The organism is Neobacillus sp. Soil_C_43, from assembly GCF_057656715.1.
Window position 1 is genome coordinate 822,620 of sequence record NZ_JBDGJV010000001.1, and the last position, 25,952, is coordinate 848,571.

The window sequence follows — 25,952 nt, forward strand, 5'->3', positions numbered from 1 at the left end:
CTTCGTTCCTCCTTAATTCTAATGAGATCTTACCCTTTTAATCATTTGCTCTGATTCTTTTTCTTGTTTTATTTGCTTTCTAGCTTGCCATTTATCCTTCAATTCAAGGATCACATTACTCCATTGAACTATTTGTGAGATTTTTTCTTTACTATCTTCTACTTGCTGATCAACAGTATTGGTTAAGTTCAGTAACGTTCCGTTGAATTTGGAAACGGTCACCCCAACGTCCTTTACAGAATCCACCACACTATTTAAACTTTCGGATTTTTGCTGAATATCTTCAGCAAGCGCATTGGTCTTTTGTAAAAGTATTGTCGTTTCGCTTGTAACCCCATCCAACTGTTTTTCTAATCCTGACAGCGTTTTTGAAACGCTTGTAAGTGTACCCTGAAGTGATTTAAGCGTTTTTGATAAGTAGATAACTAGCACAAAAAACGCTATGGCTATCAAGGCTACGCTTAAGTATAAAATAATTTGCATCGTGCACCTCCGCCTTAACTATATCAATATGTATTACCCATCCATCATGGATATAAACCTCGCTAATATCTTATACTACTTCCATTCATTTGTCTTGTTTTCCTGCTATTCCTTTAAAAAAATTCACTATTCATACGGAAGAAATTACTTTATTTTTCAACTTTCAGTCATTATTCGGTTACAATAGTATTGTACTTACATAATTGTTTGGAGGCGCTACCATGAAAGATCCTCGTATCGAGAAACTGGCAAAGAATTTAATTAATTATTCTGTGCAGCTACAAAAAGGTGAAAAGGTGTTAATTGAGAATTTTGGGTTGCAACGTGAACTTGTTACCGCGTTGGTGAAGGAAGCCTATGCTGCAGGTGGATATCCATTTGTTCTATTAAAAGATCATCAGGTTGACCGTGCGCTATTATTTGGTGCCGAAGAAGAGCAATATAATATGATGGCTGATTTTGAAGCAAACGTCATGAGTAAAATGGATGCATACATAGGGCTACGTTCTGGAGATAACATCAATGAACAAGCTGATGTTCCTGATGAAAAAATGAAAATTCACGGCTCTACAATTGGAAAAAAGGTACACCGTGATATTCGTGTACCAAAAACAAAATGGGTTGTTCTTCGATATCCTACGTCATCAATGGCGCAATTGGCCAAGATGAGCACAGAAGCATTTGAAGACTTTTATTTTAATGTGTGTAACCTGGATTACGGAAAAATGGATCAAGCCATGGACAGCTTGGTTGAACTGATGAATCGAACAGACAAGGTTCGCATTACTGGACCTGGAACAGATTTAAGCTTCTCTATAAAAGATATACCTGCGATTAAATGTGCAGGAAGACTAAATATTCCTGATGGTGAAGTATACACAGCTCCAGTTCGTGATTCAGTAAATGGAGTCATCACTTATAACACACCGTCTCCTTACCAAGGCTTTACCTTTGAAAATGTTAAGCTCACTTTTAGAGATGGAAAAATTGTTGAGGCTGAGTCTAATGATTCTAGTCGTATTAACAAAATCTTTGATACAGATGAGGGAGCACGCTACGTGGGAGAGTTTGCAATTGGAGTGAACCCTTTCATCTTAAATCCGATGCAGGATATTTTATTTGATGAAAAGATTGCCGGCAGCTTCCACTTCACTCCTGGACAATGCTATGATGATGCGTTTAATGGAAACCACTCTAATATTCATTGGGATATGGTAAACATTCAGCGTCCCGAGTATGGCGGAGGGGAAATCTATTTTGACGATGTACTCATTCGAAAAGATGGTCTTTTCGTGCTACCAGAATTAGAAGTATTAAATCCTGACAATTTAAAATAAGAAAAGCGGAAGCGCCTTGATCAGCCCCGACAGGCAAATGTTCTTCTGCAAGAAAAGTTGCTCTTTGACTTTTATTGCAGAAGGTTATTTGACCCGAGGGGCTAGGCGCTGGAGCTGGACAATTCTCAAAGTCGGATTTTATACTTTCTTATAATGTAAACAATAGAGGCTGACACTTATTTGTGTCAGCCTCTCTTTTGTTTATTGATTGATTTGTTTTTCATAAGATTCCTGGAACTTTTGAATATCCCCTGCACCCATAAATATAATTACACTATTGTCGTATTCATTTAATACTGAAGTATTTTCTTCTGATAGAATCTCAGACCCATCAATTTTTTCCTGTAGGTCCTTAATTGTCAGCTTTCCATGATTTTCACGAGCTGACCCAAAAATTTCACACAAGTACGCTTTATCAGCTTGACGAAGACTCTCAGCAAAATCTTCTAAAAAGGCTTGGGTACGTGTAAAAGTATGTGGTTGGAATACAGCGACAATTCTTTTATCAGGATATTTCTGCTTTGCAGCATCAATGGTTGCTTTGATTTCAGTCGGATGATGGGCATAATCATCGATTAAGATTTGCGTTCCAATTTTCTTTTCAGAAAATCTTCTTTTCACACCTTGGAATGTTAGCAATTGTTCTTTCACGATAGTAACATCAATCTCTTCATAGTGGCATAAACCGATGACTGCAAGCGCATTTAACACGCTGTGATCCCCAAATGTAGGGATTGAGAATGTGTCATAAAAAGTATTACGTATAAATACATCAAAGGTTGTTCCATTGGTGGATTTGACAAGATTTTTTGCCTGGTAATCATTTTCGTCGCCAAATCCATAAAACAATACAGGAACCTTCGCCTGGATTCTCTGAAGCTGCTCATCATCACCATAAGCAAATATTCCCTTTTTCACTTGAACAGCCATCTCTTGGAAGGCTGAGAATACATCTTCAATATTGGCAAAGTAATCTGGATGATCAAAATCAATGTTTGTCATAATGGCATAATCAGGGAAGTACGATAAGAAGTGCCTTCTGTATTCACACGCCTCAAAAACAAAATATTCTGCCCCTTCTTGTCCTTTCCCAGTTCCATCGCCAATTAAAAAGCTCGTAGGTTTAGCTCCTTTAATAACATGAGCCAGTAAACCAGTCGTAGAGGTTTTTCCGTGTGCACCTGTAATCGCAACACTTGTAAAATTCTGCATAAAATCGCCTAAGAAACGATGGTACCTTATTACTGGAAGTCCAAGTTTCATTGCCTCTTGAATCTCTTCATGCGTATCTGGATAGGCATTTCCTGCAATAATCGTCATTCCAGGCTTGATATTTTCCTTTTGAAAGGGAAATATCTTTATACCGGATTGTTCAAGGGCAAGTTGAGTAAAAAAGCGCTTTTCGACATCGGAGCCTTGAACCTCAAATTTCATATCATGCAGAACTTGTGCTAATGCACTCATCCCAGACCCCTTAATACCTACAAAATGGTAAATAGTCATAGAAGAACCTCCAACCAACGTCTATCTGTAAAACAGTATATGACATCTGTCTGTATTTGACATTGTTTATAGAATTACTGAACAAGTAAGCTTACTTATTTAAAATCATTTAATTATTATAACATTGTTTTCGCGTAAAAACTATTAGTGTCAATTATCTTTGCGATCCACCCCGAATTGGCATTCATTATTATTTGTTCGTACCTAGAAAGAATACGGTGGATTATTGATTTATATTATTCTTGAATGGCCTCTAAATCAGCTCCTGTTATTAAGACCTCACGAGCCTTACTCCCATTTGCACTTGTAATATATCCATTTTGTTCAAGTATATCCATTAATCTTGCTGCTCTATTATAGCCAATTTTAAAGCGCCGTTGCAGGCTTGAAGTGGATGCTCCCCCTTGCTCAATAATAAATTCACAAGCTTCATAAAAGAGTTCATCTTCTTCCTCTGTTACTTGGGCCTTTTTCAGCAGCTCTTCTTGTTCGAATAAATATTCTGGCTCGCGTTGATCCCTTACATGGGCAACTACAAGATCAATCTCTTCATCCGATACGAACGTTCCCTGCAATCTTACAGGTTTCGATGATCCATTTTCTAAGAACAGCATATCGCCACGGCCGAGTAATTTTTCCGCCCCGCTAATGTCAATAATGGTACGTGAATCCACTTGGGAAGAGACAGAAAAAGCAATTCGGGTTGGAATATTGGCTTTTATTAATCCAGTTATAACATCAACCGATGGTCTTTGTGTGGCTACAATAAGATGAATACCGCATGCCCTTGCTTTTTGAGCTATTCTACAGATTGCTTCTTCCACATCTGCTGGTGACATCATCATTAAATCAGCTAACTCATCAATGATTATCACAATAAAAGGCAACTTATCAGAATAGCGCTTATGCTTTATTGCAAGTTCATTAAATCGGTTGATATCACGAACACCCGCATGAGCGAAAAGCTCATATCGCCTTTCCATTTCATCCACAGCCCACTTTAATGCAGCTGTTGCCGCTTTTACATCGGTAATGACAGGGCTAACAAGGTGTGGAATTCGGTTATACGGTGCAAGTTCTACCACTTTTGGATCAATCAGCAATAGCTTTAGATCTTCTGGACTGGCTTTACATAACAGGCTAACTAAAATTGTATTAATACATACGCTTTTACCTGAACCTGTTGCCCCAGCAATTAGCCCGTGTGGCATTTTCTTTAAGTCAGTTACAATCGGTTTCCCTGCAATATCTAGCCCCATTACTGCTGTTAAAGGAGACGTAGATTCTTGAAACACACTACTTTGAATGATTTCATTTATTAAAACGGGTCTTGACTTTTGATTTGGTACTTCAATACCAATCGTATGCTTTCCCGGTATAGGTGCTTCAATCCGAATATCCCTTGCTGCTAGACTTAATTTAATATCATCACTTAGATTAGTAATTTTGTTTACTTTTACCCCTGGTTCGGGTTGTACCTCAAAGCGGGTAACAGATGGACCTTGGGTCACGTTGACCACACTTGCACCAACATTAAAGTTTTTCAATGTAATATTTAGGAGTTCTTCTTGCTCTAACAACCAACCAATATCTTTATCTTCTTTAACGGGCGGATGTAATAGACTTGATGGAGGGAGCATATAAGTTCCATTGGACGTTACCTGTTCAACTTTCTCCGCCACGGTTGGAGAGGAAACAACCTTCTGAATAATTGGCTTATCAGTTGGTTTTTCAATGGGCTTTTCTACTGGTTTTTCTATCGTACTATCTTTTGGCTCCACCATAGCTCTTTCTAGTAGTCTTTCTAATGAAGTATCAACTTCTTTTTCTACTAAAGTGTTCTTCCGTACCTGAATAGGCTGCTCACGTTCTCTTCTTTGTATATTTTCTTCCCATTTTAGTTTATCCTGCTTTAACATCATTACATTAAATGGCAAACGAGAACGCTTGGTCTCAGGCTGCTCGGGTTGGGGTTCGGCTACATTCTCAGATTCAGCTTGTAGTTCGACAGAAGTTTCAACCGGTAAATTCGGTTCGATCTCCATTGGTTCAGGCTCATATTCAATCGCCTCTAACACATTTTCTTGCAAGGATTCAAATTCAATACTAGATTCCTCATTCGTAATAAGAGACGCTTCAGCAATTATCTCTTCAAATACTGCTGAATGGTTAAGCTGATCTTTATCCTCTTCGTTTAAAAAGTGGCTCAACTCATGCTCTACAACCATCTCTGTCTTCTTTGGCCTGTTAAACCCGAAAATAGGAGAAGGAATTTCTGTTGGGTGAAATGGGCCCCTCATTCTCGGTTGTTGCTTTGGCTCTTTGATTGGTTTTGGGACTTCCGTTTTTACAGGTTGAGTTTCTTTTTGTTCCCTTCTGCTTCTCTTTTCAGGCTGTTTCTCTAAAATCCTTTGCTGTCGGACATTCTCCCTAACTTTGGGCTTGACCTCAGATAAAGGTGTAGTGGAAGAACGCAGGCCACCTTTTGGATATTGATAGGAAATTCTCGTATCTAAATCCTTTAAACTTTCGTATTGGTTTAGATGTGGAAGTTCATCGTTTCTATGGTTATGTACAACAAATTCGTTTAATTCCTCTTCCTCATCTTTTTTAAACTTTTGAAAAAAGTTTTGGATCCAGCTCAAAACTATCACTCTTTCTACTTTCATCTATCATTCTATTTTATCAGTATTTGATATTTTTTCGAGATAATTTCTCAGAATAAGTCGAAATATATTCGAATTGGATATATCCCCCAAAGAAGTAATGAAAAAAGACCACTTGATGTGATCCTTTTTCATTCATTTTATTTATTTTTTCCTAAAATGAAAATGGGTTCTAATTCCCCATTTTCATAGATGAATGACAAAGCTGTAATTGGAACACGACCATTCGCAAAAAAGCTCATAGCCATCTGGGCCATAACATCATATCCTCTGTCGTTACGAATATCCGCCATGATTAATACATCTTGGTGAGGAACGGCTAAAACCATCGTCCCAACCATTCGTTTCTGCATTTCATTGAGGAAGCCTTTATTTAGGATTCGGCTTGCATCATATCCATCATTGGTGTTGAGAAAATAAAAACTATTCCCAGCGACCTGATCTTCCTTAAGAGGAGTTGACAGGGATCTTGCGTTGAATAAGGCAATTTCCTTAATTCTGTTCGCTTCCCAACCTTCCTTTTCCATGATTCGACGGTCAATTAACCGGTACGTCTTCCCCATGTCATATGCGTAATAGATCTTCGTTTCGGCCGTATGTTCGTCGCTCATGAACGGGTTTCCCTCTTCTGATTCATTAGGAAAAGACGTAGACCGAATAACCGGAAAAATATTCTTTTCATGATCGGTTAACTGAACGGTATCCTCCATTGCTTGCAGACCTTCATTTACATAATAAACGACTTCATCAATCGCTTTTTCTTTTTCATCATGCCATTTGGCTATAATTCCAGGTATTGTGACGGTAATCCCCTTACCTGTTGCTTTATTTTCAAATCTGAGAGTGTCTTTATCTCGGTCATAGGAAATGGCTCGTTCCTCATTTGCTAAACGAGTTTCTAATTCTCTTCTCATTTTTTTACTGTCCATTTTCATGTTTGATCCTCCCTTCAAGGGCTGCTAATCCATTGTACAATAAAAATGAGGCTGACTCAAAAGCAAAGAGTCAGCCCCGGAACTTATTATTTAGCTTTGTTAAATTTGTCTGTTGATTTCCGCTCTAGGCACGAGCGGTTCGTGGGTGTTTCGGCGAGCCTCCTCGGCGCTTGCGCCTGCGGGGTCTCCCCTGAACCATACTCCCACAGGAGTCTTCGTGCCTTCCTCTCCAATCAACAGGGTATAAAATCAAACATTATTCTTTTACATAGCCTATTATTTTAAACCATTGATGAATTGTTCGATTTCTTCTTGTGTTTTCCGGTCTTTACTTACGAAGCGGCCGAGTTCCTTTCCGTTTTCGAAAGCAATAAAGCTTGGAATGCCGAATACATCTAATTGCTGACACAAATCAATGTAGTCGTCCCGGTCTATATGAATAAAGGTGTATTCATTAAATTTTGCTTCTATCTCTGGAAGGATTGGTTCAATTACCCGACAATCTGGACACCAGCCTGCAGAAAACATAAAAATGGTTTTCCCTTGGTCCCGAAGTTGTTCAAATTGCTCCATTGATTCTAAATTCTTCATAATTAACGCCTCCATTTATTCTGTGAACTTGACTGAATTAACTATTTGCATCATCATTTTCGTATTTTGTACCAAATCACTAGTTTCTGATTGCGTCGTTATTTTTGCCCCGCCCACTCCAATTGTTAATTCATTTAAACCATCGTCCTTAAGTTGATCAATGGTTATAAACCCAAGCTTGTTGTCGGTAGAAGCAAATTTCTCATTTGTATATAATTCCTTATGTTGATCGACTGTTGCTTTGTACACAACATCACTTGTTGTGCTTTCCTTTGGGTTAAAGAAAAGAATATACGTATCTGAACCGTTTCTTAAAATAATATTATTAGCTGATTCACTTTTTATAACATATCCTGCAGGTAAGAAAAAGTGAATCTTTCCACTCATTTTATTTGGCTTTTTCTCTTTTTCAGTAAACGTTGCTTTCGCTGTTTTTATTGCAGCTATACTTTCTTCTTTTATCGAAGCATTGTTGCTACATGCACTTAGTAAAAGCAGCGATAGTATGAATATAGTAATGGTTTTTAAAAATTTCAGCTTTTTCGCCTCCCGTTCATACGAATAAAGTCCCATAAATATATCATACCTGCCAGAATATTCAAAAGACAAGACTTTTGTCGAATGAGGTTGTCGAAAAAAAGCTAATCTGTTCTGTTAATTGCTTTTTCGATAGTAATATTGACCCACTAAAAGATTTGTAAGGTGTGTAAACATATCTACCCGATTAATTACACCATAAGTGAAAATCCCTACTGCTCCCTCATGTTTCCTTACGTTCTTCATTTTCGCATAATCATCCATGACTGGACCAAGTTCTTCTCCCGCTCTAAGCCTTACAGCAATTCCTTCAGGAAGAAGAAATCTTGCCCCACCTGCAATAATAGGCTCCCCATTTCGAGAGGCTAATGCTCCCCAGTTACATAGCATCAGACCCTGGGATGTTTCTTGTACACCGCCTTCTAGACCTATACCTATATCACCATTCCCCTGCCTTAAAGCCCCTACAGCTCGATTGATTGCCCCTTGGATTGTTTCGTCATCAGAAAAGGGCTGATCGCTCACATTCGATGGAATATCTAACACTAAAAACTCCACTTCCTCATGAATGAAACTATTTTTTACTGCTAAAATTTTGGCTGGGTTTTTAGAACCGATAATAATTTTCATTTCTAAATCTCCTATCGATGTAAAAAGGAAGCATGAACCATGCCTCCCGAAATATTAGCTGTTTGATCGAATGGTATCGACCGTAGTTTGGTCACATGCTTTAACAAGTTTTACGATTAATTCTTTCGCTGCCGCATAGTCATCAATATGGATGATCGACGCATGGGTATGGATGTAGCGTGAACAAATTCCCACTACTGCACTTGGAACGCCCTCATTGGATTGATGAACACGTCCTGCATCTGTTCCACCCTGTGAAACGAAATATTGATATGGAATCTGATGTGTTTCCGCAGTATCAAGAACAAACTCTCTCATCCCACGATGCGTAACCATGGATCTATCAAGGATTCGAAGCAATGCACCCTTGCCTAATTGGCCGAATTCTAGTTTGTCTCCACTCATGTCATTTGCAGGACTTGCATCAAGTGCAAAGAAGATATCAGGCTTAATCATATTTGCAGCTGTCTGAGCACCGCGTAAACCTACTTCCTCTTGGACTGTAGCACCCGAATAAAGGATGTTTGGCAATGTTTCATCCTTTAATTCTTGTAGAAGTTCAATCGCTAAGCCACAGCCATACCGATTATCCCATGCCTTTGCCATGATTTTTTTCTTATTTGCCATCGGAGTGAATGGACAAATCGGCAAAATAGCCTGACCGGGTTTAATTCCGATTTTCTCTGCATCTTCTCGGTTATCTGCACCAATGTCAACCAGCATATTCTTAATTTCCATTGGTTTGTTTCGTTTTGACTCATCTAAAAGATGAGGCGGGATCGACCCTACTACGCCAATGACAGGACCATTATTTGTCATAATCTGAACCCGTTGGGCGAGTAGCACTTGACTCCACCAACCTCCAAGCGGCTGAAAACGAACCATTCCGTTTTCAGTAATGGAAGTTACCATGAAACCCACTTCATCCATATGGCCCGCAACCATCACTGTCGGTCCCTGACCATGTCCTTTTTTCAGGCCAAAAACACTACCTAAATGATCTTGAACAATTTCATCTGAGTATAGAGCTAATTGCTCCTTCATAAACTTTCTTACTAAATGCTCATTTCCCGGTGCACCTGGAAGCTCCGTTAAGGTTTGAAAAAGCTTTAATGTTTGTTCATTCATTTTGATACTCCTTCAGAAATAGATTCTGTGCTCTTATGTATAATTTCATTTTACAGAAATTTCGTGTCTCTTACCAATATTTCATCCGATATAACTGACAACTCCCACAACTAAAGCAGTGGGGTTCTAGGGTATAGGGGAAAATTTTACCTCGTACACTTCTCAACGGTACCCTTATCTTGCCTTACGGAAAGAGTTTCTACCGAAACACTGGTGTACATTCTCCTAGAACATTAACGGACGTATTGCGTATAGCAAGGCACTTCTCCAAGCAGGCCTTAGACCCCTTGTGTGCTTATCATTCCGACTTCTCTTGGGCGTTGTCACGACCAATCTGATTTTTGTTTATGCTACAAACCAACGCAAAATTTTACTAGATAATTGTTTTAGACGTGCAATCTCACGGTTATGTAGTTCAACAAAGATGTCCCATTGTGCGTTACATAATTCCACGTTAACCGTATTGAGCGTTTCCGTTGTGTTTCCGATTAAAAAAGCACTATATAAATCACGTTGAATCCGAAATTTTCCCACGTCGTTCCAACGTTCTGAAAGTTGCTTCTTCGTATACTCACCAGTCAAATGATTGAACTGACTAGCCTTTGTAGCATAGGTATCAATTTTCTTAATTGACCGTCCTTGATACCTTAGTTTTCGGTCAATAATCGTTAGCAGCATTGAAGGAGCATGATTCGCGATGGATTTACCAAACCGTTTCTTAGGGTTAATCTTGCCGTTCTTCTTATTTCGAGTCGTTTTCTTCGCTCGTTTTTGTAGCGATTGAAATCGCATGGTTTCCACTCGTACATCCGAACCAAGTTCTAATATTTCGTTCGCTAACTTCTCATGGGACTGTTTTCGGTGGACAGCTATTTTACGAAACAGCTCTTTTCGCTCTCGGCGAAGTTGGAGATAACGCTTGGAATTCGTCCACGTCTTTCTCCCTTTTTTAGTAGTGCTGTTCTCGTTATAGTTTTGAGGGTTAGTGGACCGTTGTGATCGGTCCATTGCTCGCTGAATACAACGAAGTTTCTTCTCGTCAGCATGGCATTCTGGGGCTAGTTCTCGAAGTTGTACGGTTTTTTCACTACTAATGGCGATTGTAGATGAACCAATGTCGATCCCTACGCGTTGGGTTTCATCATCGGCCACCTTACGATTTCGTTTTGTTGGAGGATAGCCTTCTTGAACAAGTTGGACAAAAAAGCGAACCTTGCCACGCACTTCACGCTTCAAGATCCGCACGTACTTTGTCTTATCCATTAAGGCTAGGTATGCATATTCATCCTTAGCTTTTGGTACAACAGGGATACAAAGCCGGCTCTTAGGCTTAGGCTGTTTTTTTGTTGGGTTTTCTCCCCAAAGGATGTTGCCATCTGCATACCGCAAGCCAGTAGCATTTGATTTGTTTTCAACAGAAATATCATCATCATACGCTTTGAAGTGCACTTTTTTTGCCTTTCCAAAATGGAGTTTCTCGACAGCTTGAAAAGCCCTTGTAGCAAGCTTTTGTGCTTCAAAGCTACCGATATTTTCCTTGAATTTGTGCTGAACATTTCTCACGAAATCGTGCAAACCATATTCAGAAAAGCCGTAGGCTAAACGTATCTCTGAAAGCAGTATGTCACGTCCTTTAGACTTAGGGTCCCGAAGCAAAGCACGATGCTCTTTATCAGCTTTGACACGTTTATGACGTTTAAGAGCTTCACCTAGACAAGAATTGTAGACGTACCGAGCAATCTTCAATTTCTTTTCCAAACGGTGTTGTTGCCAAACTGGAATAATTAATGGGAGTTCGAGTGTATAAGTCGGTGTAGTCTTTCTTTCCAAAGGTATCACTCCTTTCTAGTTACGCTTTTTCTTATTTTCAACGTATCGTTTTATCGTTTCACTCGATACATTTCCAGCAGTCGAAACAAAATAAGAACGTGTCCACAAACTCGGCAAGTGTTGTAAATGCGGAAATTCTTCACGCAATCACTCCTTTTATTCTTTCCATCATGTTCCATAATTACATTTTATTGATTTACTATTATTACTGCAACCTTTGAATCAAAAAAGGACGTGATACTTTCAAATGCTTGAAGCACCACAAACTTTCGGTTTATGTGATACTCCGTATTTGACCTCACTATCGTCCCATGTCTAAAGACGGGCTAACGCCCTGCATGGGCTTTCTCGTTCGGAAAATCAGTAATATTACCTTCTTACTGCTAAATACGATATACTGAGAGGAGAATCCTTATACGTAATCTTTTCCAATTTATTTTTTGGAGGTCCTTGGCTATGAACTGGAAATCTTTCATCGTTGGAGCTGCGGTCGGTTTAATTGGCGGTTATGTGGTAAAAGAAGTAATTGATCAAAAAACGAATGTGTCACCCGAAAAGGTACTGGAACAAGTAAAAAGACAGTTTAAACAAAATGGACCCATCAGCGGCTCTTGGATACATATGGAAACCGAACCATATGAAAAGCAGCATATACACTATCGTGTATACAAAGGCGGTATTTCAAAAAATAATGATGGTTCTACTGAGCAATATGAATTTATTGCTGATGCGCAGACCGGTACTCTTATAGACATTACACCCTTATAAAATAATAACAAAAAAGCCGTATCCTCAGTGGGTACGACTTTTTTGTCTCTATTTTCTTTTTATCACTTCAGCTAATTTACCTTCGTTGTCCCATTTTACTGCTCTGTAGTAGGCATCGTGGTAAAAGGTAAACCAGGCATTTTTCTTTAACCCAAAAGGGAGCCATTTCTCTTTTGCGAATATAGAGTCCATTGGGTAGTCATCATATGCCATTACCCATAATACATTTTGATGGGCGTGTGTCGCCATTAAATCTGCCATGTGAATAGCGATGTCTCCACCATCTTCAACAATAACAATAGAATGACCGTTACTATGCCCGCCGGTATGAATCATCCTAATAGCTCCTAAAGACCATTCACCTTCAAATGATACAACTTGGGTTTCAACAGCTTCCCAGTTTTCTTTCCAATATGTATTTTTTGAACGTATATTAGGATTTCGCATTTCATCCCATTCCACTTGTGACGTGATGATTTTCGCATTAGGAAAAGTTGAAACATAACGGTCATCCACAAGCTTCGTCAATCCTCCTGCATGGTCAAAATGCAGATGGGTCATTAGAACATAATCAATATCATCTGTACTCAATCCTAACTCTTCCAAAGATGAATCAAGCTCAGATTCCTGTGTGACACCAAAGTTTCTTAATTGTTTTTCGGTTAATTTTCCTTTTCCCAATCCTGATTCGACCAGTATATTCTTCCCATCCATTTGAATAAGAATGGGATCGGTAGGGAGCTCAATTTGATTTTTATCGTTACACGGATACTTTTTCGACCATAATCCTTTTGGGACAACTCCAAACATGGCCCCACCATCCAAATTTGTAACGCCGCCTGATAACCATGTAAATGAAACACGACCAATCTTTAATGTTTCCATTTACCATTCCTCCTCTTCCCTCATTTTTCTATATTTTAACATTCGGAAGGTGGGTAGCGAAACAAAAAGACAGTTCATGGAATGAACTGCCCTAAAAGACCTACTTTTCATTTTGGTATTTAACTTCACTACGGTAAATTCGCTGTCCCATTTCAGAAAACTTCTGTTCATATTCAGTCATGATGTTTCCTTCATACCCACTGTTATGAAAATCGAGGCTTACATATTTTAGTAATAATCCATAAGCAGAAAAGCTCGTTAAGGAATATTCAAATAATCCTTGGTTGTCTGTTTTAAAGTGAATTTCCCCACCATCGACCAAAATATCCTCATATAGCTTCAAGAAATCTTTATAGGTCAACCTTCTCTTTTCATGACGGGATTTCGGCCATGGATCAGAAAAATTTAAATACACTCTGTCTACGTCATTTTTCGCAAAATATTTACCTAGATCAGCTGCATTCACATTTAAAAGTTTTAGATTTGGTAAATCTGCTTCAATTAAACGATCCAAGGCTGCTACAATGACGCTGACATGTAATTCAATACCAATATAATTTATATCAGGATTTGCTTTTGCCATTCCTGTAATGAATTGCCCTTTACCTGTACCAACTTCAATATGAAGTGGCTGTTTTTTTTCAAACACATTATGCCAATTACCCTTGTGCATTTCGGGATTTGCTACAACAAATTGAGGATGTTGATCTAATTTATCCTTTGCCCAAGGTTTATGTCTAAGTCTCATTACGACACTCCTAAAAAATAATTTCGTTCAAACCATATCATGCAAGACCTTCGCATGCAAGCAGTTCTTGTTGGAAAATAAGAAAACGCATAAACAGAAAAAGAATTCACAACCTAACTGTGTGAATTCTTTTTAAATACCACTTGAGAGGGTGTCCTTTATGCCATTAAGTCATGGTGACCAAGTAACATTATTAAAAGATATATTGAACAACCATCAGTCCGATTGCTGTGGTTCCGTAGCGGAATGTGAACAGCTAGAACGCTTAGTGAAATCTCTAATGGTCAACACACAAGTTGATCAAAATGTTAAGAACATTCTGCAGGAAGTGTACCAGTATAGCCAAAATGGTGCACAAACAGCTGATTTAGATCAACATATTCTATCTAATCAAAATAACTTATCACAATGGGTTAACGATATTGATGAATTTTCATAATTTATAGAATTTCATGTAAAAAATGAATCCATTTGTTCATCTCTTCCAGACGGTTTTTATTTTTATGCCACTGAATGGAAGATAAGGTTTGCACGGTCACATACCACTTCATTCTTAACTTTAGATGATCTGTTAACTCTTTTCCGTACATGATTAGCCAATCCTGCCAATTTTCTTGTGGGATATACCAATATAAGAGTAATCCAAGATCAATAGCAGGGTCTGCAATCCTGGCTCCATCCCAATCAATCAAATACAACTGGTTGTCTTCTGCTAACAGCCAGTTGTTATGGTTGACATCTCCATGACAAACCACTTTTTCATCACAATAGACATGTAATGCTTCATCTTTTAAAAAGTTTATTGCTTTTTGTGTTTCTTCTAAGGATCGAACTTGATCGTCTAACTCATTGACCACTGATTGAAAAATGGTTTCCGGGTGTAATGGCGAGTTCTCTATCCTGCTTAACATTCCAAGCATTGGCTTTGAGCGGTGAATTTTCTTGAGAAGCCTGGCAACAAGCTCTTGATTCATTTCCGCCGGTGTTAATTCTCTACCTGGAAGCCATTGTTGTGCTGTTATTACATCTCCATTTTCCAACCGTTTGGTCCAAACAAGCTTTGGGACAATGCCTTCTGCTGAAAGAACCGCAAGGAATGGAGAGGAGTTACGCTTTAAAAAAAGCCTTTGATCCTCATATTCTGCATAAAAGGCTTCACCAGTAGCGCCTCCGGCAGGGGTAATTTCCCACTCTTGTCCTAGTATATGTTCCAAAATCGTTCACCTTCAATTTATGCCGTTCTATTGGGCTTATTCCCCCAAATTATTCGGAGGTAAAACCTGTGCTGCTGGAAGGTTTAAAATAACCAGAGTTCATTCAACAGCTTTTATTTTTAATAAAACAAAAAAAAAGCTATTGAAACCATTGCACACAATAGCCATCTTAATAAATTTTATCTCCAATTGCCTTTTTTCGTCAAGTAATCTCGAGAAACTATTTTTTTAGTAAAACATTTAAAGATATAGGTTGTATCTTGACATCGCCACCATGTAGCACTCCTTTGGAATAAATTCCCGCCTGATTTTTATCAACCAAAATGGACCAATCTCTCTTTGGAAGAGTAAATCCTTGTTCCCTAGTTGACGGATTAATGATTAGAATTACCTCGTCGTGAACCATTTGATAGATGCACGCTAGGGTAGGAGGTGAAGATGGGAGGGAACGAATATTGCTTCGAATTTCATCAGAAGTTCTCATTCGAAAACAAGGGAAGGCTTGGCGGATCTCAATCAAACCTTTAATGTAATTTACATTATCTATAAATTGACTCTTTCTCTCCCAATCAAGTTGGTTAATCTGCTCAGGAGCACAGTAACTATTTCCTTCGCCTTGCTTGGTTCGGAAAAATTCCTGCCCACTATGAAGAAAAGGAATTCCTTGTGACAACAAAACCATTCCGGTTGCCAGACGATGAAATTGTGCGCGTGTGGTATCATCAACGTGTGGAAGGCAGGATTGAAGTTTATCCCAAAGGGTATGATTATCATGACATTCAACATAATTTACTGATTGGGTGGGTTCATTAAAAAGTCGCAAATTTCTCTTCTTAAACCCAATGCTCCCCGTTATTACCTCCAATGCTGCATCCAAGTAATGGTCATTCCCAAGTGCATATCCCTTATCCAATATATTAAAAGTGCTTCCCTTAATAGCATCACGAAATTTATCATTAAATTGAGCAATCTGGGGTATTTTTGCTTGATTAGAAATGGTCGCTTTTTGTTCTGTGGGAAGGGGTGTGTTCAGATTCCATCCCTCTCCAAGGATCAGTATGTCGTCTGCCATACTGTCACACGCCTTTCGCACTTCTCTCATCGTTTCCACATCTAAAATCCCCATTAGATCGAAGCGAAATCCATCAATATGGTACTCTTCCATCCAATAGCGAATAGAGTCAATGATAAATTTCCTAACCATTTTCCGCTCGGATGCGATATCATTTCCTACACCTGTTCCATTTGAAGGCAATCCTAATTCGTTATGACGAAAATAATAACCTGGAACGATTTTTTCAAAGGGGGAATCCTCCCGAATAAATACATGATTATACACTACATCCATAATGACCCTTAGACCACTTTCATGGACTCGATTAATTAGTTCTTTTAACTCTTTAATTCTAGTGTAAGGGTCGGCAGGATTGGTCGAATAGCTACCTTCTGGTGCATTGAAGTGGAGAGGATTGTATCCCCAGTTATAATCCTTATTGGGCGTCAACTCATCTACACCTGCAAAGTCATGAAAAGGCAGAAACTCAAGATGCGTAATCCCTAGCTCTTTTACATACGATAACCCTGTCGGTTCATCGTCTTTTCCTTTTGTATGCAATTCACCTGCTCCTAGATATAATCCCTTATTCTTTATTCCACTATGGGGATGGATACTAAAGTCCCTTATATGGGTTTCATAAATAACTGCATCGACAGGGTTTTCTAAGGGAGGCAAATCAGGCCTAGGTCTTGGAGGGTTGTCTGGCATTACGACTACACCCAATTCTCCATTTACCGTTACAGCTTTCACATATGGATCAACAGCCTCGCGCCATTCTTGATTGATTAAGACCAGAAAACTATAGTGATAGAGCTCTAAAACCCGCGGAACCGTAACAGACCATATGCCTCTATCCCCCCGCTTCAGCTTGATGATTTCCGAAAAACTGCTCTCTGGAGGAGTAATTTTTAACTTGACCTGGATAGCCGTGGGTGCCCAAAGCTTAAAGCGAGTCTCTTCTGCACACAGGGTCACACCAAGGTCATCTCCATCATAGTAAAATCTCTCGTCAAAACTCTTTGTCCGAATCACTGCACCAATTTGAAGGTCTGTTTTCCCTCCATGCTCATCTACTACCCAATATTGCTTTTCAAAGGAATAATCTCCTGAAAACCTACAAATATATTTATGATGATCGACTATTTCACTCTTTGCAATAATGTCCAATGGACACTTTCCTGCATCATTAACAAGATAGAAAGTGGATGACACTCCTCCATGATAGGAAAGTGGCAGAAGAATCGTAATGATATGGAGCTCATCTAAATAGGCAAGAAATTTTCTGTCAGTACCATTCATTCCTATCCCTCTCTTTCAGCTCAACTTCCTTTTAGAACGTATTCGCGTTAACACTTCAACCGCTTTATCTTGAAGCTGAATAGTCAGTGGTGTATGCCCAACATGCTCCCCATCAGCATGAACAAATAGTGAATCAGTAGAATGAATAGAAATGGCTTTTCCTTTATACGTTTTCACTTCTTTAAAATGAATATGCTTTCCCCAAAAAACACTAACGAAAACAAGCAGCAATTTTAGCCTTGATAACTGATGAACGACAGTAATATCAAACAGCCCGTCATCTGGCACTGCAACAGGAGCTATTTTCATCCCACCGCCATAATAGGGCTGATTGGAAACTGTAACAAACCATGTTTGTTCAAATATATGCTTTTGACCGTCAATTGATAAATCAATTGTTGTAGTTTTATAAGTAAATAGCTTTTTTAGTAGAAAATAAACATAAACAAGCCTGCCTAACGAAAGCTTATTTAACAGTGCCTTCATCCGTGATTGATTGACTTCGTATGATATGACAGCATCAAATCCAGCACCCATATTATTAATAAAATTATATTCCTGTTGATTTGCCATTTTAATTTTACCAATATCAATAGCTAGTGCCTCCTGCTTCATCAAGCGAAGAATAACCGTTAAGGCTGCCACCGGCTCTGAAGGGATTTGGAAGCCTCTTGAAAAGTCATTTCCTGACCCTCCTGGGATAAAGCCAAGGGTAATATTATTTTTTTTTACTACACCATTCATTACTTCATGAATGGTCCCATCTCCACCTACCGCAATGATGATCTTTTCTTCGCAGTTTTTTTGGGCGATCTGGCTGGCCAGTTTTTTTGCATGTCCTTGATATTCTGTAAAAACAGCAAGATAACTAACTTGCTTTTCTTTAAGTTGATTTTCAATTCTCTCCCATATCTTAAGACAGTAACCGTTTTTTGCCTTTGGATTGACAATAAAATAAATTTCTTTCATAATACCAACCTTTTTTATTTGTTTTCATTCTGTCAGTGGAAATACCTGGATTGCTTCATATTTTGGTGTTTTATGGAGATGTGTTTGATATAAAACCACCTCATTCACTTGAAAAGCGAGCGGCTCTGATTGGAGCTCATTCCATATTTCGAGAAGTGTCTGTTGAAATGCTTTTTCGCCTATCCACTTTCTTGCTAAGGTAATATGGGGACGGAAAGGCCTTGTCTCCAGTTCAAATCCGGCTTCTTCACAAGCCAAAAACACCTTATTCCTTAAAAGATTTAGTTCATTACTTTCCTCTGTATCTGCCCAAAAAACACGTGGAGAGTGACTACTTCCGAAAAAACCAAGTCTATTTATTTTTAATTGGAATGGCTTTGCATTATTTAAGGCATCTTTCACATTGCTAGCAGCTGTTGCTAGTTTTTCTGGGGATGCTGCACCCAAAAAAGCCAAGGTGATATGTAAATCTTGAAAATGTACCCAGCGGCTAAAAGGAATCACAGCTTTTATTTTTTCAATATGTTCCTTCATCATTAGTTTTGTTTCTTCGGGCATCCTAACAGCAAAGAAGAAATGCGTTTTCTGTTCCATTGTTTATTCAGTCCTTTACTCAATTTTAGTTTATTTTCCCCAGATTGTATCTATTTGTGGCAGAAGAATAATCGATATTTTTTACAAGCCGCCTTTTTTTATTTATGATTATAGAGTGTATAGGAAAATTGTAGATGTTACAGAAGATAGAAAGGATGGGTCCCCATGAAAGTAGTCAATAATATTGCTGAATTAATTGGTGAAACACCACTGGTCAAACTTAATCGCTTAGCTCCTAAAGGCGGGGCCTCTGTTTATTTGAAGCTTGAGTTTTATAACCCAAGCAAAAGTGTAAAAGACCGCGCTGCATTTAATATGATTATAGAGGCAGAAAAAGCTGGTTTATTAAAAGAGGGCTCTACCATTATTGAACCAACTAGTGGAAACACAGGAATTGGCCTAGCCATGAATGCGGCTGCACGAGGGTATAAATCCATTATTATTATGCCTGATACAATGACTCAGGAACGGATTAATATTTTAAAAGCCTACGGGGCAGAGGTTGTCCTTACTCCCGGGGATGAAAAAATGCCTGGTGCCATAAGAAAGGCACAGGAATTAGCAAGTGAGATACCAAATAGCTTCGTTCCAATGCAATTTGAAAATGAAGCCAACCCCGATGCGCATCGGTACACTACTGCTGTGGAAATTATTGAGGCAATGAAAGAAATCGGCAAACCATTATCCGCATTTGTTGCTACAGCAGGAACAGGAGGTACCATTACGGGTACCGGTGAAACCTTGAAAGAGCATTTTGAGGGATTAACTGTACATGTTGTGGAGCCTAAAGGTTCGCCTGTTCTATCAGGTGGCAAGCCTGGTAAACATAAGCTTGTAGGGACAAGCCCTGGCTTTATCCCTGAAATTCTAAATCAAGATGTGTATGATGAAATTCATGCGATTGAAGATGAAGATGCATATGATATTGCTCGCAGGTTAGCGAAAGAAGAAGGAATTCTTGTTGGCCCATCCTCTGGTGGAGCGTGCTACGCTGCTTTGGAGGTTGCCAAGCGTCTGTCTCCTGATGATGTAGTGGTTTGCATTGCTTGTGATACAGGGGAAAGATACCTATCAAGCGATTTGTTTCAGTATTAATTAGTAAGTAGAGAGGCTGACTCGTTAGGGGTCAGCCTCTCATTTTGGTTATGAAGAAATCTTTTCTTTTAAATCCCCACATTGCTTCTCTATTTCTTCAGTAAATAAGCTTTGTAGCTTTCTTGTAATAGGGCCAGGTAAACCCTCCTTAACCTGATCTTTGTCAATTTCAACAATTGGCATAACCTCTGAAGTCGTACTAGACAAGAATACTTCATCAGCCGCAGCCAGTTCAGCCAAGGTAAAGGAGCGTTCTTCAAATGGAATGTTGTTTTGTGAGCATATCTGTAAGATTACATCTTTAGTAATCCCCTTTAAAATAAGATGATTAGATTCATGCGAAATAACCACACCGTTATTCACAATAAAAATATTAGAGCTGCTACCTTCTGTGACTTGATCCCCACGATACTGAATCGCTTCAAAGCATCCCCGTTCCGCAGCCTTTTGTTTGGCTAATAAGTTGCCCAATAAATTTAAACTTTTGATATCACAACGAAGCCAGCGAATATCCTCCGTACGAATGGTTTTCACACCATTCGTAAGGCTCTCAACAGGACGTGCCACTTCTTTCGTATAGGCTACAAGTGTAGGAACGACATCCTTTCCTGGAAAAACATGATTACGCGGAGCAGTTCCCCTCGTAATTTGCATATAAATGGTTCCCTCAACCAAATTATTTTTTGTAACTAGTTCTTCTAACAAAGCTGTACAATCATCAATGGAATAAGGTAACGTAATCCCAATACTGTCAGCACTTTTCACAAACCGCTCCAAATGTTCTTTTACCGTGAACATTTTTCCATTATAGACACGGATGACTTCATATACTCCATCCCCGAACTGATAGCCGCGGTCTTCTATATCTACCTTTGCTTCCGATCGATTGACCAATTTTCCATTTATAATTGCAAAGTTCATTCTCCCTGTCCCCTTTTGTTTATCTATTCACTCTTTGCCAACTCATAAATTGCTTGTGCATAAATAGCTGTGGCCTTCAGTAAATCTTCAATATACATATATTCATCCTTTTGATGGGCAATGTCGGGGCGCCCTGGAAATAATGGTCCAAAGGCAACACCGGACTTTAAAGAACGGGCATACGTTCCTCCACCAATGGCAATTAATTCAGCCTTTTCACCAGTTTGCTCTTCATATACCTTTTTCAACGTTTGGATTAGGAACTCTTTTTCATCGACATGATGTGGTTTAGAGTCTGAGAAGTTATCAAGAACAAATCCTTCCGTTTGTAAAAGCTCCTCTAATTTCGCCTTTGTTTCTTCCATTTTATTTGTGACAGGATATCTGCACGTCATTCCAATTCTTCCATTTGTATCTTTTGAGTAAGAAAGCTTACCAGGATTAATGGTTAATTCTCCTGAAATGTCATCTGAATAAGCAACACCAAGATTCACACCCCGTGAATCTTCAAAGAAATAGCGGGATACAAATTGGAAATAATGTGAAGCTTTTGCATCTACATTCAATTTAGACAGAAACTCTGCTAAAAACAAACCGGCATTCTTCCCATTTTTAGGCTCCATTCCATGGGCTGAAATACCTTTTACTTCTAAGTAAAGTGCCCCGTCCCCTAGTTGATGACTGTGCTCTAACTCGTACTTTGTCATGAATTCAGTAAACTGACGGACAATTTCTTCTTCGTTTTCCTTAACTAGGATAGTCGCTTTTGCTAAATCAGGAACCATGTTGTATCTCTTCCCAGAAACAAAGTTCTCCACTTCAATCAAGGCTTCCTTCGTGTCAACGGAAGATTGCTCTTGAACCATATCGAAATCGGCAATGCCCTTCTCTGCATTGATAATCGGAAAATCTGCATCCGGTGCAAACCCGAGTGTCGGCATCTCTTCATGCTTGAAATAATGGTCTACACAGCGCCAGTTGCTTTCTTCGTCTGTTCCAATAATCATTCGAACACGTTTACTCAATGGCAAACCTAATTCTTTTACAATTTTCATTGCATAATAGGCTGCCATTGTAGGCCCCTTATCATCAAGTGCACCACGAGCAAAAATTTTACCATCTCTGATTTCCGCTCCAAATGGATCACTTGTCCAGCCGTCTCCCTCTGGAACTACATCCACATGGCAAAGAATGCCTAACAATTCTTCTCCTGAGCCAAACTCCAGATGTCCTGCTAAATTGCCCACGTTTTTCGGAATGAAACCATCCCTTTCCCCAAGGTTTAGCATAAAATCTAATGCTTCCTTCACACCATTTCCAAGTGGTGCTTCAGGTGATGTATTTTCTTCATCTAGCAGGCTTTTAATATGTAATAATCCCTGTGTGGCTTTAATTAGTTCTTCTTTTCTTTTTTCTACTTCGTTCATCCAATTAATCTGTGTCAATATTCTTTACCCCCCTCTATACTATTTCTTCTACAATATCATTTTTGTAAATATCTTAGCAATTTTGCTTTTTAAAAAGGCTGTGTTAAAGAACAATGTTGATTTTTACACCCTGTTGATTGGAGCGGAAGGCACGAAGACTCCTGTGGGAGTATGGTTCAGGGGAGACCCCGCAGGCGCTAGCGCCGAGGAGGCTCGCCGAAACACCCACGGAAAGCGAAGTGCCTGGAGCGGAAATCAACAGGCAAGTTTAACAAAGCCTTTTAAAAAGAAGTACGTTTCTGCTTAACGCGTTATGTTAGAATAAATTTTACATTTTTACTAAAAATTCAAAAAACTTAGCATAAACCCAGCTATATTTACCATATCTTAGAGTATAAAATAAATAAGGAGGTAGGACAAAAAGACGATTTTTGTAACTTTTTGATGATATTTTTGTAAACTTTACTATAGTGGTAGAAATTTTCAGAAATTATGGGTACAATAAACGTAGATGTATGACATCTAAGTCTCACTACTCCAAAAAAAAGGAGATGTCTGCGCGGAAAAGAAACTACATATGATTGAAGAGTAATCTTCAAAGAGGCTGTCGGTAGCAGGGTTAAAGCCATAAGGTTTGAAAAAAGGATAGGGAGTGGTTCTTTGAAACCTTCAACTAACCGGATGTTAAACCGCATCAAATGTATCTACATGTTTATTCGCAATAAAGGCACTGTTTCAACGCAGGAACTTGTAGAGGAATTTGGTATCACTCCTCGCACCATACAACGAGATTTAAATGTCTTAGCCTATAATGACTTGGTAATTAGCCCAAGCCGCGGAAAATGGACAACAACAGAGAAGAAAGTGAAGATGTCATCTTAATATCAGTGAAACCATAGAAAATAATCTAGGAAGCACACGAAATCTTCGTGTGCTTTTATTTGTTTCGTATATAATTTTTCTAATCATACTATAGAGAATATCCAATGAAATTCTCTAAATTTAATTGACAGTTTTGATAAATATGATATATTAATATAAAATTCTTTAGCACTTAAAAGCGTTTATGTAAAAAAGAAGATTGGTAGGTTCATCATGGAGAATAATCAGCAGAACTTAAAGAAGGGTCTCTTACCGCGGCATGTTCAATTTATTGCCTTGGCAGGGATGATTGGAACAGGGATTTTTAAAGGCAGCTCTGACACATTAAATATTGCTGGACCTAGTGTTGTGTTTACCTATTTAATGGGCGGCTTACTATTATTTATCGTTATGGCAGCCTTAGGGGAAATGGCTCTTGCGTTTCCTAACTTCAATGTTCAGCATTTAGTTAATAAAGCATTTGGTTTTCGCGTTTCCTTTATCGTAGGCTGGCTCTATTGGATTAACTGGATCCTGGTAACAGTAGTAGAACTACTTGCTGCAGGAAGTTTCCTCCAATTTTGGTTTCCAGATACCCCATTATGGCTATTAAGCTTAATTTGCGCATTTGTTATTATTGGAATTAACTTATTTCAAGTAAAATATTATGGAGAAATGGAATTTTGGTTCGCTGGAATTAAGATTCTTGCACTAGTGGCCTTTATCGTTTTAGGATTCTTCCTATTACTTGGTTTCATTCCAAGTGATGTTGAAAACCCTATTTCAAACTACACTGGGCACGGTGGATTTTTCCCTCATGGAATCAGCGGGATGTTGAGTGCCTTTTTAGTCGTAATGTTTTCATACGGCGGAGCAGAATTAATTGGGGTCGCTGTTACTGAGACAAAAGATGCTGACAAAGTATTGCCCAAAATTATTAAAGGGGCAGTATGGCGGGTTATTATTTTTTACGTTTTACCAATTCTTATTATTTGTGGGATTATGCCTTGGAATAAGGTATCAAGCGTCGATAGTCCATTTGTACAAGTTTTCAGTACTACTGGGTTACCAGGGGCTGCACACATCATGAATTTTGTACTCATGACAGCTGTACTTTCAGCAGCCAATTCAGGGATTTATGCTACATCTAGAACACTATTTTCGATGGCTCAGAGTGGCGTTGCACCAAAAGGATTGGCAAAGACATCAAAAAAAGGCATTCCGTTAGTAGGAATCATGATCACAACTGTGTGTATTTTGGCTGGAGTTTATTTAGCCTATATTACACCAGGTAAAATTATTAATTACCTCATGACGATCCCTGGTTTTACCATTATGTTAATTTGGATTTGTATTTGTGCAGCACAATTGAAGTTACGTCCTACGTACAAAGAAAAACCACATTTTCAGGTAAAAGGATTTCCGTATACAACGATTTTCGCTATTGTCAGCTTAAGTGTTATTTTTATTGGGTTCTTAACAAGTCCAAGCAATCTGATTGGTTCGTCCGTAGCACTTGTGACAGTTGGTGTGCTAATTGTCCTTTCCTTACTTGTTAGGAAAAATGGTTCCAAATAATATACAAAAGTGATACCCGAAAAATTTGGGTATCACTTTTTTGTATTACAGATTTACTCATTTTCATCTGACTCAACAAATAATCTTAGTGCAGTCAGCTTATTTTCCCAAAATAATTCAAAATACTGCAGCCAATCTTTTAATTCCATTAAAGGTTCAGGCTCGAGCTTGTACCGAGTTTCTCTGCCGACTTTCCGTTCTTTTACCAATCCTGCATCTGCTAATACGCGCAAATGCTTAGATACAGCCGTACGGCTAATTGGAAATTTTTCACTGATTGCTGTGACAGGCATCTCTTGGTTGCTTAAAAGCTTTAATAAACGACGTCGGGTTGGATCAGCAATCGCTTGGAAAACATCATGCTTAGCAGAAGAAGCGACCATTTACGCCTCAACATATGCTTGTAATTTTTTAACCAGCCCTGCCCAGCCTTGATTCATGTTGTCTCTAATTGGTGTATGTGGAACACCAAACTCTGTAACCTTATTAACATCCCAACCGCCATGGATTAGTGTTAATTCTGTCTTATCTTCTAGTGCCTTTAACTCAAACGTTAGTGTCCAATCCTTCCCCCAATTAAAAGAGAGGCGGTTTGGCGGATCCACTTGTGTCACTTTACATGGAGACATACCAAATTGGCCTGCGTTAATATGAAATTCATGACCTTCAACAGCCTTCAGATCATTTGGCATGAACCATCCGGAAAGCCCTTCTGCGGTAGCTACTGCATTCCAAACTTTATCAATTGGTGCATTGTATACTTCCGTGTATTTGATATCTTCTAATTTTGGTTGTGCTTCGTTTGTCATTAGATTTCCTCCTAAAATTGAGCTATGTTTAATGTTTCATTTATTGGTTGTTTTTAATACGAAACCATCTGGTTACATATCAAATAA

Annotated in this window: 25 protein-coding genes and 1 pseudogene; 6 read left to right on the forward strand and 20 right to left on the reverse strand. The window is 38.8% G+C overall.

The window, feature by feature from the left end; genetic code table 11:
* Positions 1–18: 18 nt before the first annotated feature.
* Positions 19–483: a DUF948 domain-containing protein gene (locus AC3A54_RS04270; protein ID WP_487653424.1), complete on the reverse strand. Its 465-nt coding sequence runs from the start codon at positions 481–483 to the stop codon at positions 19–21.
* A 221-nt stretch (positions 484–704) separates the two neighbouring features.
* Between AC3A54_RS04270 and AC3A54_RS04275 the strand changes: the two genes are divergently transcribed.
* Positions 705–1,820, forward strand: coding sequence for an aminopeptidase (locus AC3A54_RS04275; protein WP_309860092.1), 1,116 nt, complete (start codon positions 705–707; stop codon positions 1,818–1,820).
* Between the two features lie 201 nt (positions 1,821–2,021).
* Here AC3A54_RS04275 and murC read toward each other — a convergent pair whose 3' ends face one another.
* From murC to AC3A54_RS04320, 9 genes and pseudogenes are all read right to left on the reverse strand, one after another.
* Complete coding sequence (gene murC, locus AC3A54_RS04280; protein WP_487653425.1) at positions 2,022–3,323, reverse strand: UDP-N-acetylmuramate--L-alanine ligase; 1,302 nt, start codon at positions 3,321–3,323, stop codon at positions 2,022–2,024.
* Positions 3,324–3,559: 236 nt separating this feature from the next.
* Positions 3,560–5,968: a DNA translocase FtsK gene (locus AC3A54_RS04285; protein WP_487653426.1), complete on the reverse strand. Its 2,409-nt coding sequence runs from the start codon at positions 5,966–5,968 to the stop codon at positions 3,560–3,562.
* A 161-nt stretch (positions 5,969–6,129) separates the two neighbouring features.
* Positions 6,130–6,924: a DUF1444 domain-containing protein gene (locus AC3A54_RS04290; RefSeq protein WP_487653427.1), complete on the reverse strand. Its 795-nt coding sequence runs from the start codon at positions 6,922–6,924 to the stop codon at positions 6,130–6,132.
* A gap of 276 nt (positions 6,925–7,200) precedes the next feature.
* Positions 7,201–7,515 carry a thioredoxin family protein gene (locus AC3A54_RS04295; RefSeq protein WP_335544257.1) on the reverse strand — a complete coding sequence of 105 codons (315 nt, stop codon included), beginning with the start codon at positions 7,513–7,515 and terminating at the stop codon, positions 7,201–7,203.
* Positions 7,516–7,530: 15 nt separating this feature from the next.
* On the reverse strand, positions 7,531–8,088 hold the full coding sequence (locus AC3A54_RS04300; RefSeq protein WP_487653428.1) for a hypothetical protein: 558 nt from the start codon (positions 8,086–8,088) through the stop codon (positions 7,531–7,533).
* An 81-nt stretch (positions 8,089–8,169) separates the two neighbouring features.
* The gene (locus AC3A54_RS04305) at positions 8,170–8,682 is read right to left on the reverse strand and encodes a DUF84 family protein (RefSeq protein WP_487653429.1); all 513 of its coding nucleotides are present in this window, start codon (positions 8,680–8,682) and stop codon (positions 8,170–8,172) included.
* Between the two features lie 54 nt (positions 8,683–8,736).
* A complete protein-coding gene (locus AC3A54_RS04310) occupies positions 8,737–9,810 on the reverse strand; it encodes a M42 family metallopeptidase (RefSeq protein ID WP_487653430.1) in 1,074 nt (357 codons plus the stop codon).
* Positions 9,811–10,155: 345 nt separating this feature from the next.
* The gene (locus tag AC3A54_RS04315; protein WP_487653431.1) at positions 10,156–11,640 is read right to left on the reverse strand and encodes a nuclease/transposase family protein; all 1,485 of its coding nucleotides are present in this window, start codon (positions 11,638–11,640) and stop codon (positions 10,156–10,158) included.
* A gap of 15 nt (positions 11,641–11,655) precedes the next feature.
* Positions 11,656–11,787: pseudogene (locus tag AC3A54_RS04320) on the reverse strand (transposase); the annotation flags it as partial.
* A gap of 309 nt (positions 11,788–12,096) precedes the next feature.
* On the opposite strand from AC3A54_RS04320, the gene AC3A54_RS04325 reads away from it, so the two are divergent.
* Complete coding sequence (locus tag AC3A54_RS04325) at positions 12,097–12,408, forward strand: PepSY domain-containing protein (protein WP_487653432.1); 312 nt, start codon at positions 12,097–12,099, stop codon at positions 12,406–12,408.
* Between the two features lie 48 nt (positions 12,409–12,456).
* Here the strand turns inward: AC3A54_RS04325 and AC3A54_RS04330 are convergent, their stop codons facing one another.
* Entirely contained in the window at positions 12,457–13,293 is an 837-nt protein-coding gene (locus tag AC3A54_RS04330) for a YtnP family quorum-quenching lactonase (RefSeq protein WP_335544252.1), read from the reverse strand.
* Between the two features lie 100 nt (positions 13,294–13,393).
* Positions 13,394–14,041 carry a tRNA (guanosine(46)-N7)-methyltransferase TrmB gene (trmB, locus tag AC3A54_RS04335; RefSeq protein ID WP_487653433.1) on the reverse strand — a complete coding sequence of 216 codons (648 nt, stop codon included), beginning with the start codon at positions 14,039–14,041 and terminating at the stop codon, positions 13,394–13,396.
* A gap of 160 nt (positions 14,042–14,201) precedes the next feature.
* On the opposite strand from trmB, the gene AC3A54_RS04340 reads away from it, so the two are divergent.
* A complete protein-coding gene (locus tag AC3A54_RS04340; protein ID WP_308082865.1) occupies positions 14,202–14,480 on the forward strand; it encodes a YtzH-like family protein in 279 nt (92 codons plus the stop codon).
* Between the two features lies 1 nt (position 14,481).
* Here AC3A54_RS04340 and AC3A54_RS04345 read toward each other — a convergent pair whose 3' ends face one another.
* The 4 genes from AC3A54_RS04345 to thpR all read right to left on the reverse strand — a co-directional run bounded on the left by AC3A54_RS04345 (position 14,482) and on the right by thpR (position 19,174).
* Positions 14,482–15,255 carry a phosphotransferase gene (locus AC3A54_RS04345; protein ID WP_335544250.1) on the reverse strand — a complete coding sequence of 258 codons (774 nt, stop codon included), beginning with the start codon at positions 15,253–15,255 and terminating at the stop codon, positions 14,482–14,484.
* Between the two features lie 220 nt (positions 15,256–15,475).
* Positions 15,476–17,611 (reverse strand): type I pullulanase, encoded by a 2,136-nt coding sequence (gene pulA / locus AC3A54_RS04350; protein ID WP_487653434.1) that lies wholly within the window; start codon positions 17,609–17,611, stop codon positions 15,476–15,478.
* A gap of 15 nt (positions 17,612–17,626) precedes the next feature.
* A complete protein-coding gene (locus AC3A54_RS04355; protein WP_335544248.1) occupies positions 17,627–18,580 on the reverse strand; it encodes a diacylglycerol/lipid kinase family protein in 954 nt (317 codons plus the stop codon).
* A 24-nt stretch (positions 18,581–18,604) separates the two neighbouring features.
* Positions 18,605–19,174: an RNA 2',3'-cyclic phosphodiesterase gene (gene thpR, locus AC3A54_RS04360; RefSeq protein ID WP_487653435.1), complete on the reverse strand. Its 570-nt coding sequence runs from the start codon at positions 19,172–19,174 to the stop codon at positions 18,605–18,607.
* A 165-nt stretch (positions 19,175–19,339) separates the two neighbouring features.
* Between thpR and cysK the strand changes: the two genes are divergently transcribed.
* A complete protein-coding gene (gene cysK / locus AC3A54_RS04365) occupies positions 19,340–20,269 on the forward strand; it encodes a cysteine synthase A (RefSeq protein WP_487653436.1) in 930 nt (309 codons plus the stop codon).
* A gap of 48 nt (positions 20,270–20,317) precedes the next feature.
* Here cysK and dat read toward each other — a convergent pair whose 3' ends face one another.
* Both dat and pepV read right to left on the reverse strand, forming a co-directional pair.
* On the reverse strand, positions 20,318–21,190 hold the full coding sequence (gene dat, locus AC3A54_RS04370) for a D-amino-acid transaminase (protein ID WP_487653437.1): 873 nt from the start codon (positions 21,188–21,190) through the stop codon (positions 20,318–20,320).
* Positions 21,191–21,213: 23 nt separating this feature from the next.
* Positions 21,214–22,635 (reverse strand): dipeptidase PepV, encoded by a 1,422-nt coding sequence (pepV, locus tag AC3A54_RS04375; RefSeq protein WP_487653438.1) that lies wholly within the window; start codon positions 22,633–22,635, stop codon positions 21,214–21,216.
* A gap of 642 nt (positions 22,636–23,277) precedes the next feature.
* Here pepV and AC3A54_RS04380 point away from each other — a divergent pair.
* Both AC3A54_RS04380 and AC3A54_RS04385 read left to right on the forward strand, forming a co-directional pair.
* Positions 23,278–23,499 (forward strand): DeoR family transcriptional regulator, encoded by a 222-nt coding sequence (locus AC3A54_RS04380; protein ID WP_307286019.1) that lies wholly within the window; start codon positions 23,278–23,280, stop codon positions 23,497–23,499.
* A 213-nt stretch (positions 23,500–23,712) separates the two neighbouring features.
* Positions 23,713–25,056, forward strand: a complete 1,344-nt coding sequence (locus tag AC3A54_RS04385) for an amino acid permease (protein ID WP_487653439.1) — start codon at positions 23,713–23,715, stop codon at positions 25,054–25,056.
* Between the two features lie 53 nt (positions 25,057–25,109).
* On the opposite strand, the gene AC3A54_RS04390 is transcribed toward AC3A54_RS04385, so the two are convergent.
* A complete protein-coding gene (locus AC3A54_RS04390; RefSeq protein WP_487653440.1) occupies positions 25,110–25,439 on the reverse strand; it encodes an ArsR/SmtB family transcription factor in 330 nt (109 codons plus the stop codon).
* On the reverse strand, positions 25,440–25,865 hold the full coding sequence (locus AC3A54_RS04395) for an SRPBCC family protein (protein WP_487653441.1): 426 nt from the start codon (positions 25,863–25,865) through the stop codon (positions 25,440–25,442). It abuts the gene before it with no gap.
* Positions 25,866–25,952 lie beyond the last annotated feature (87 nt).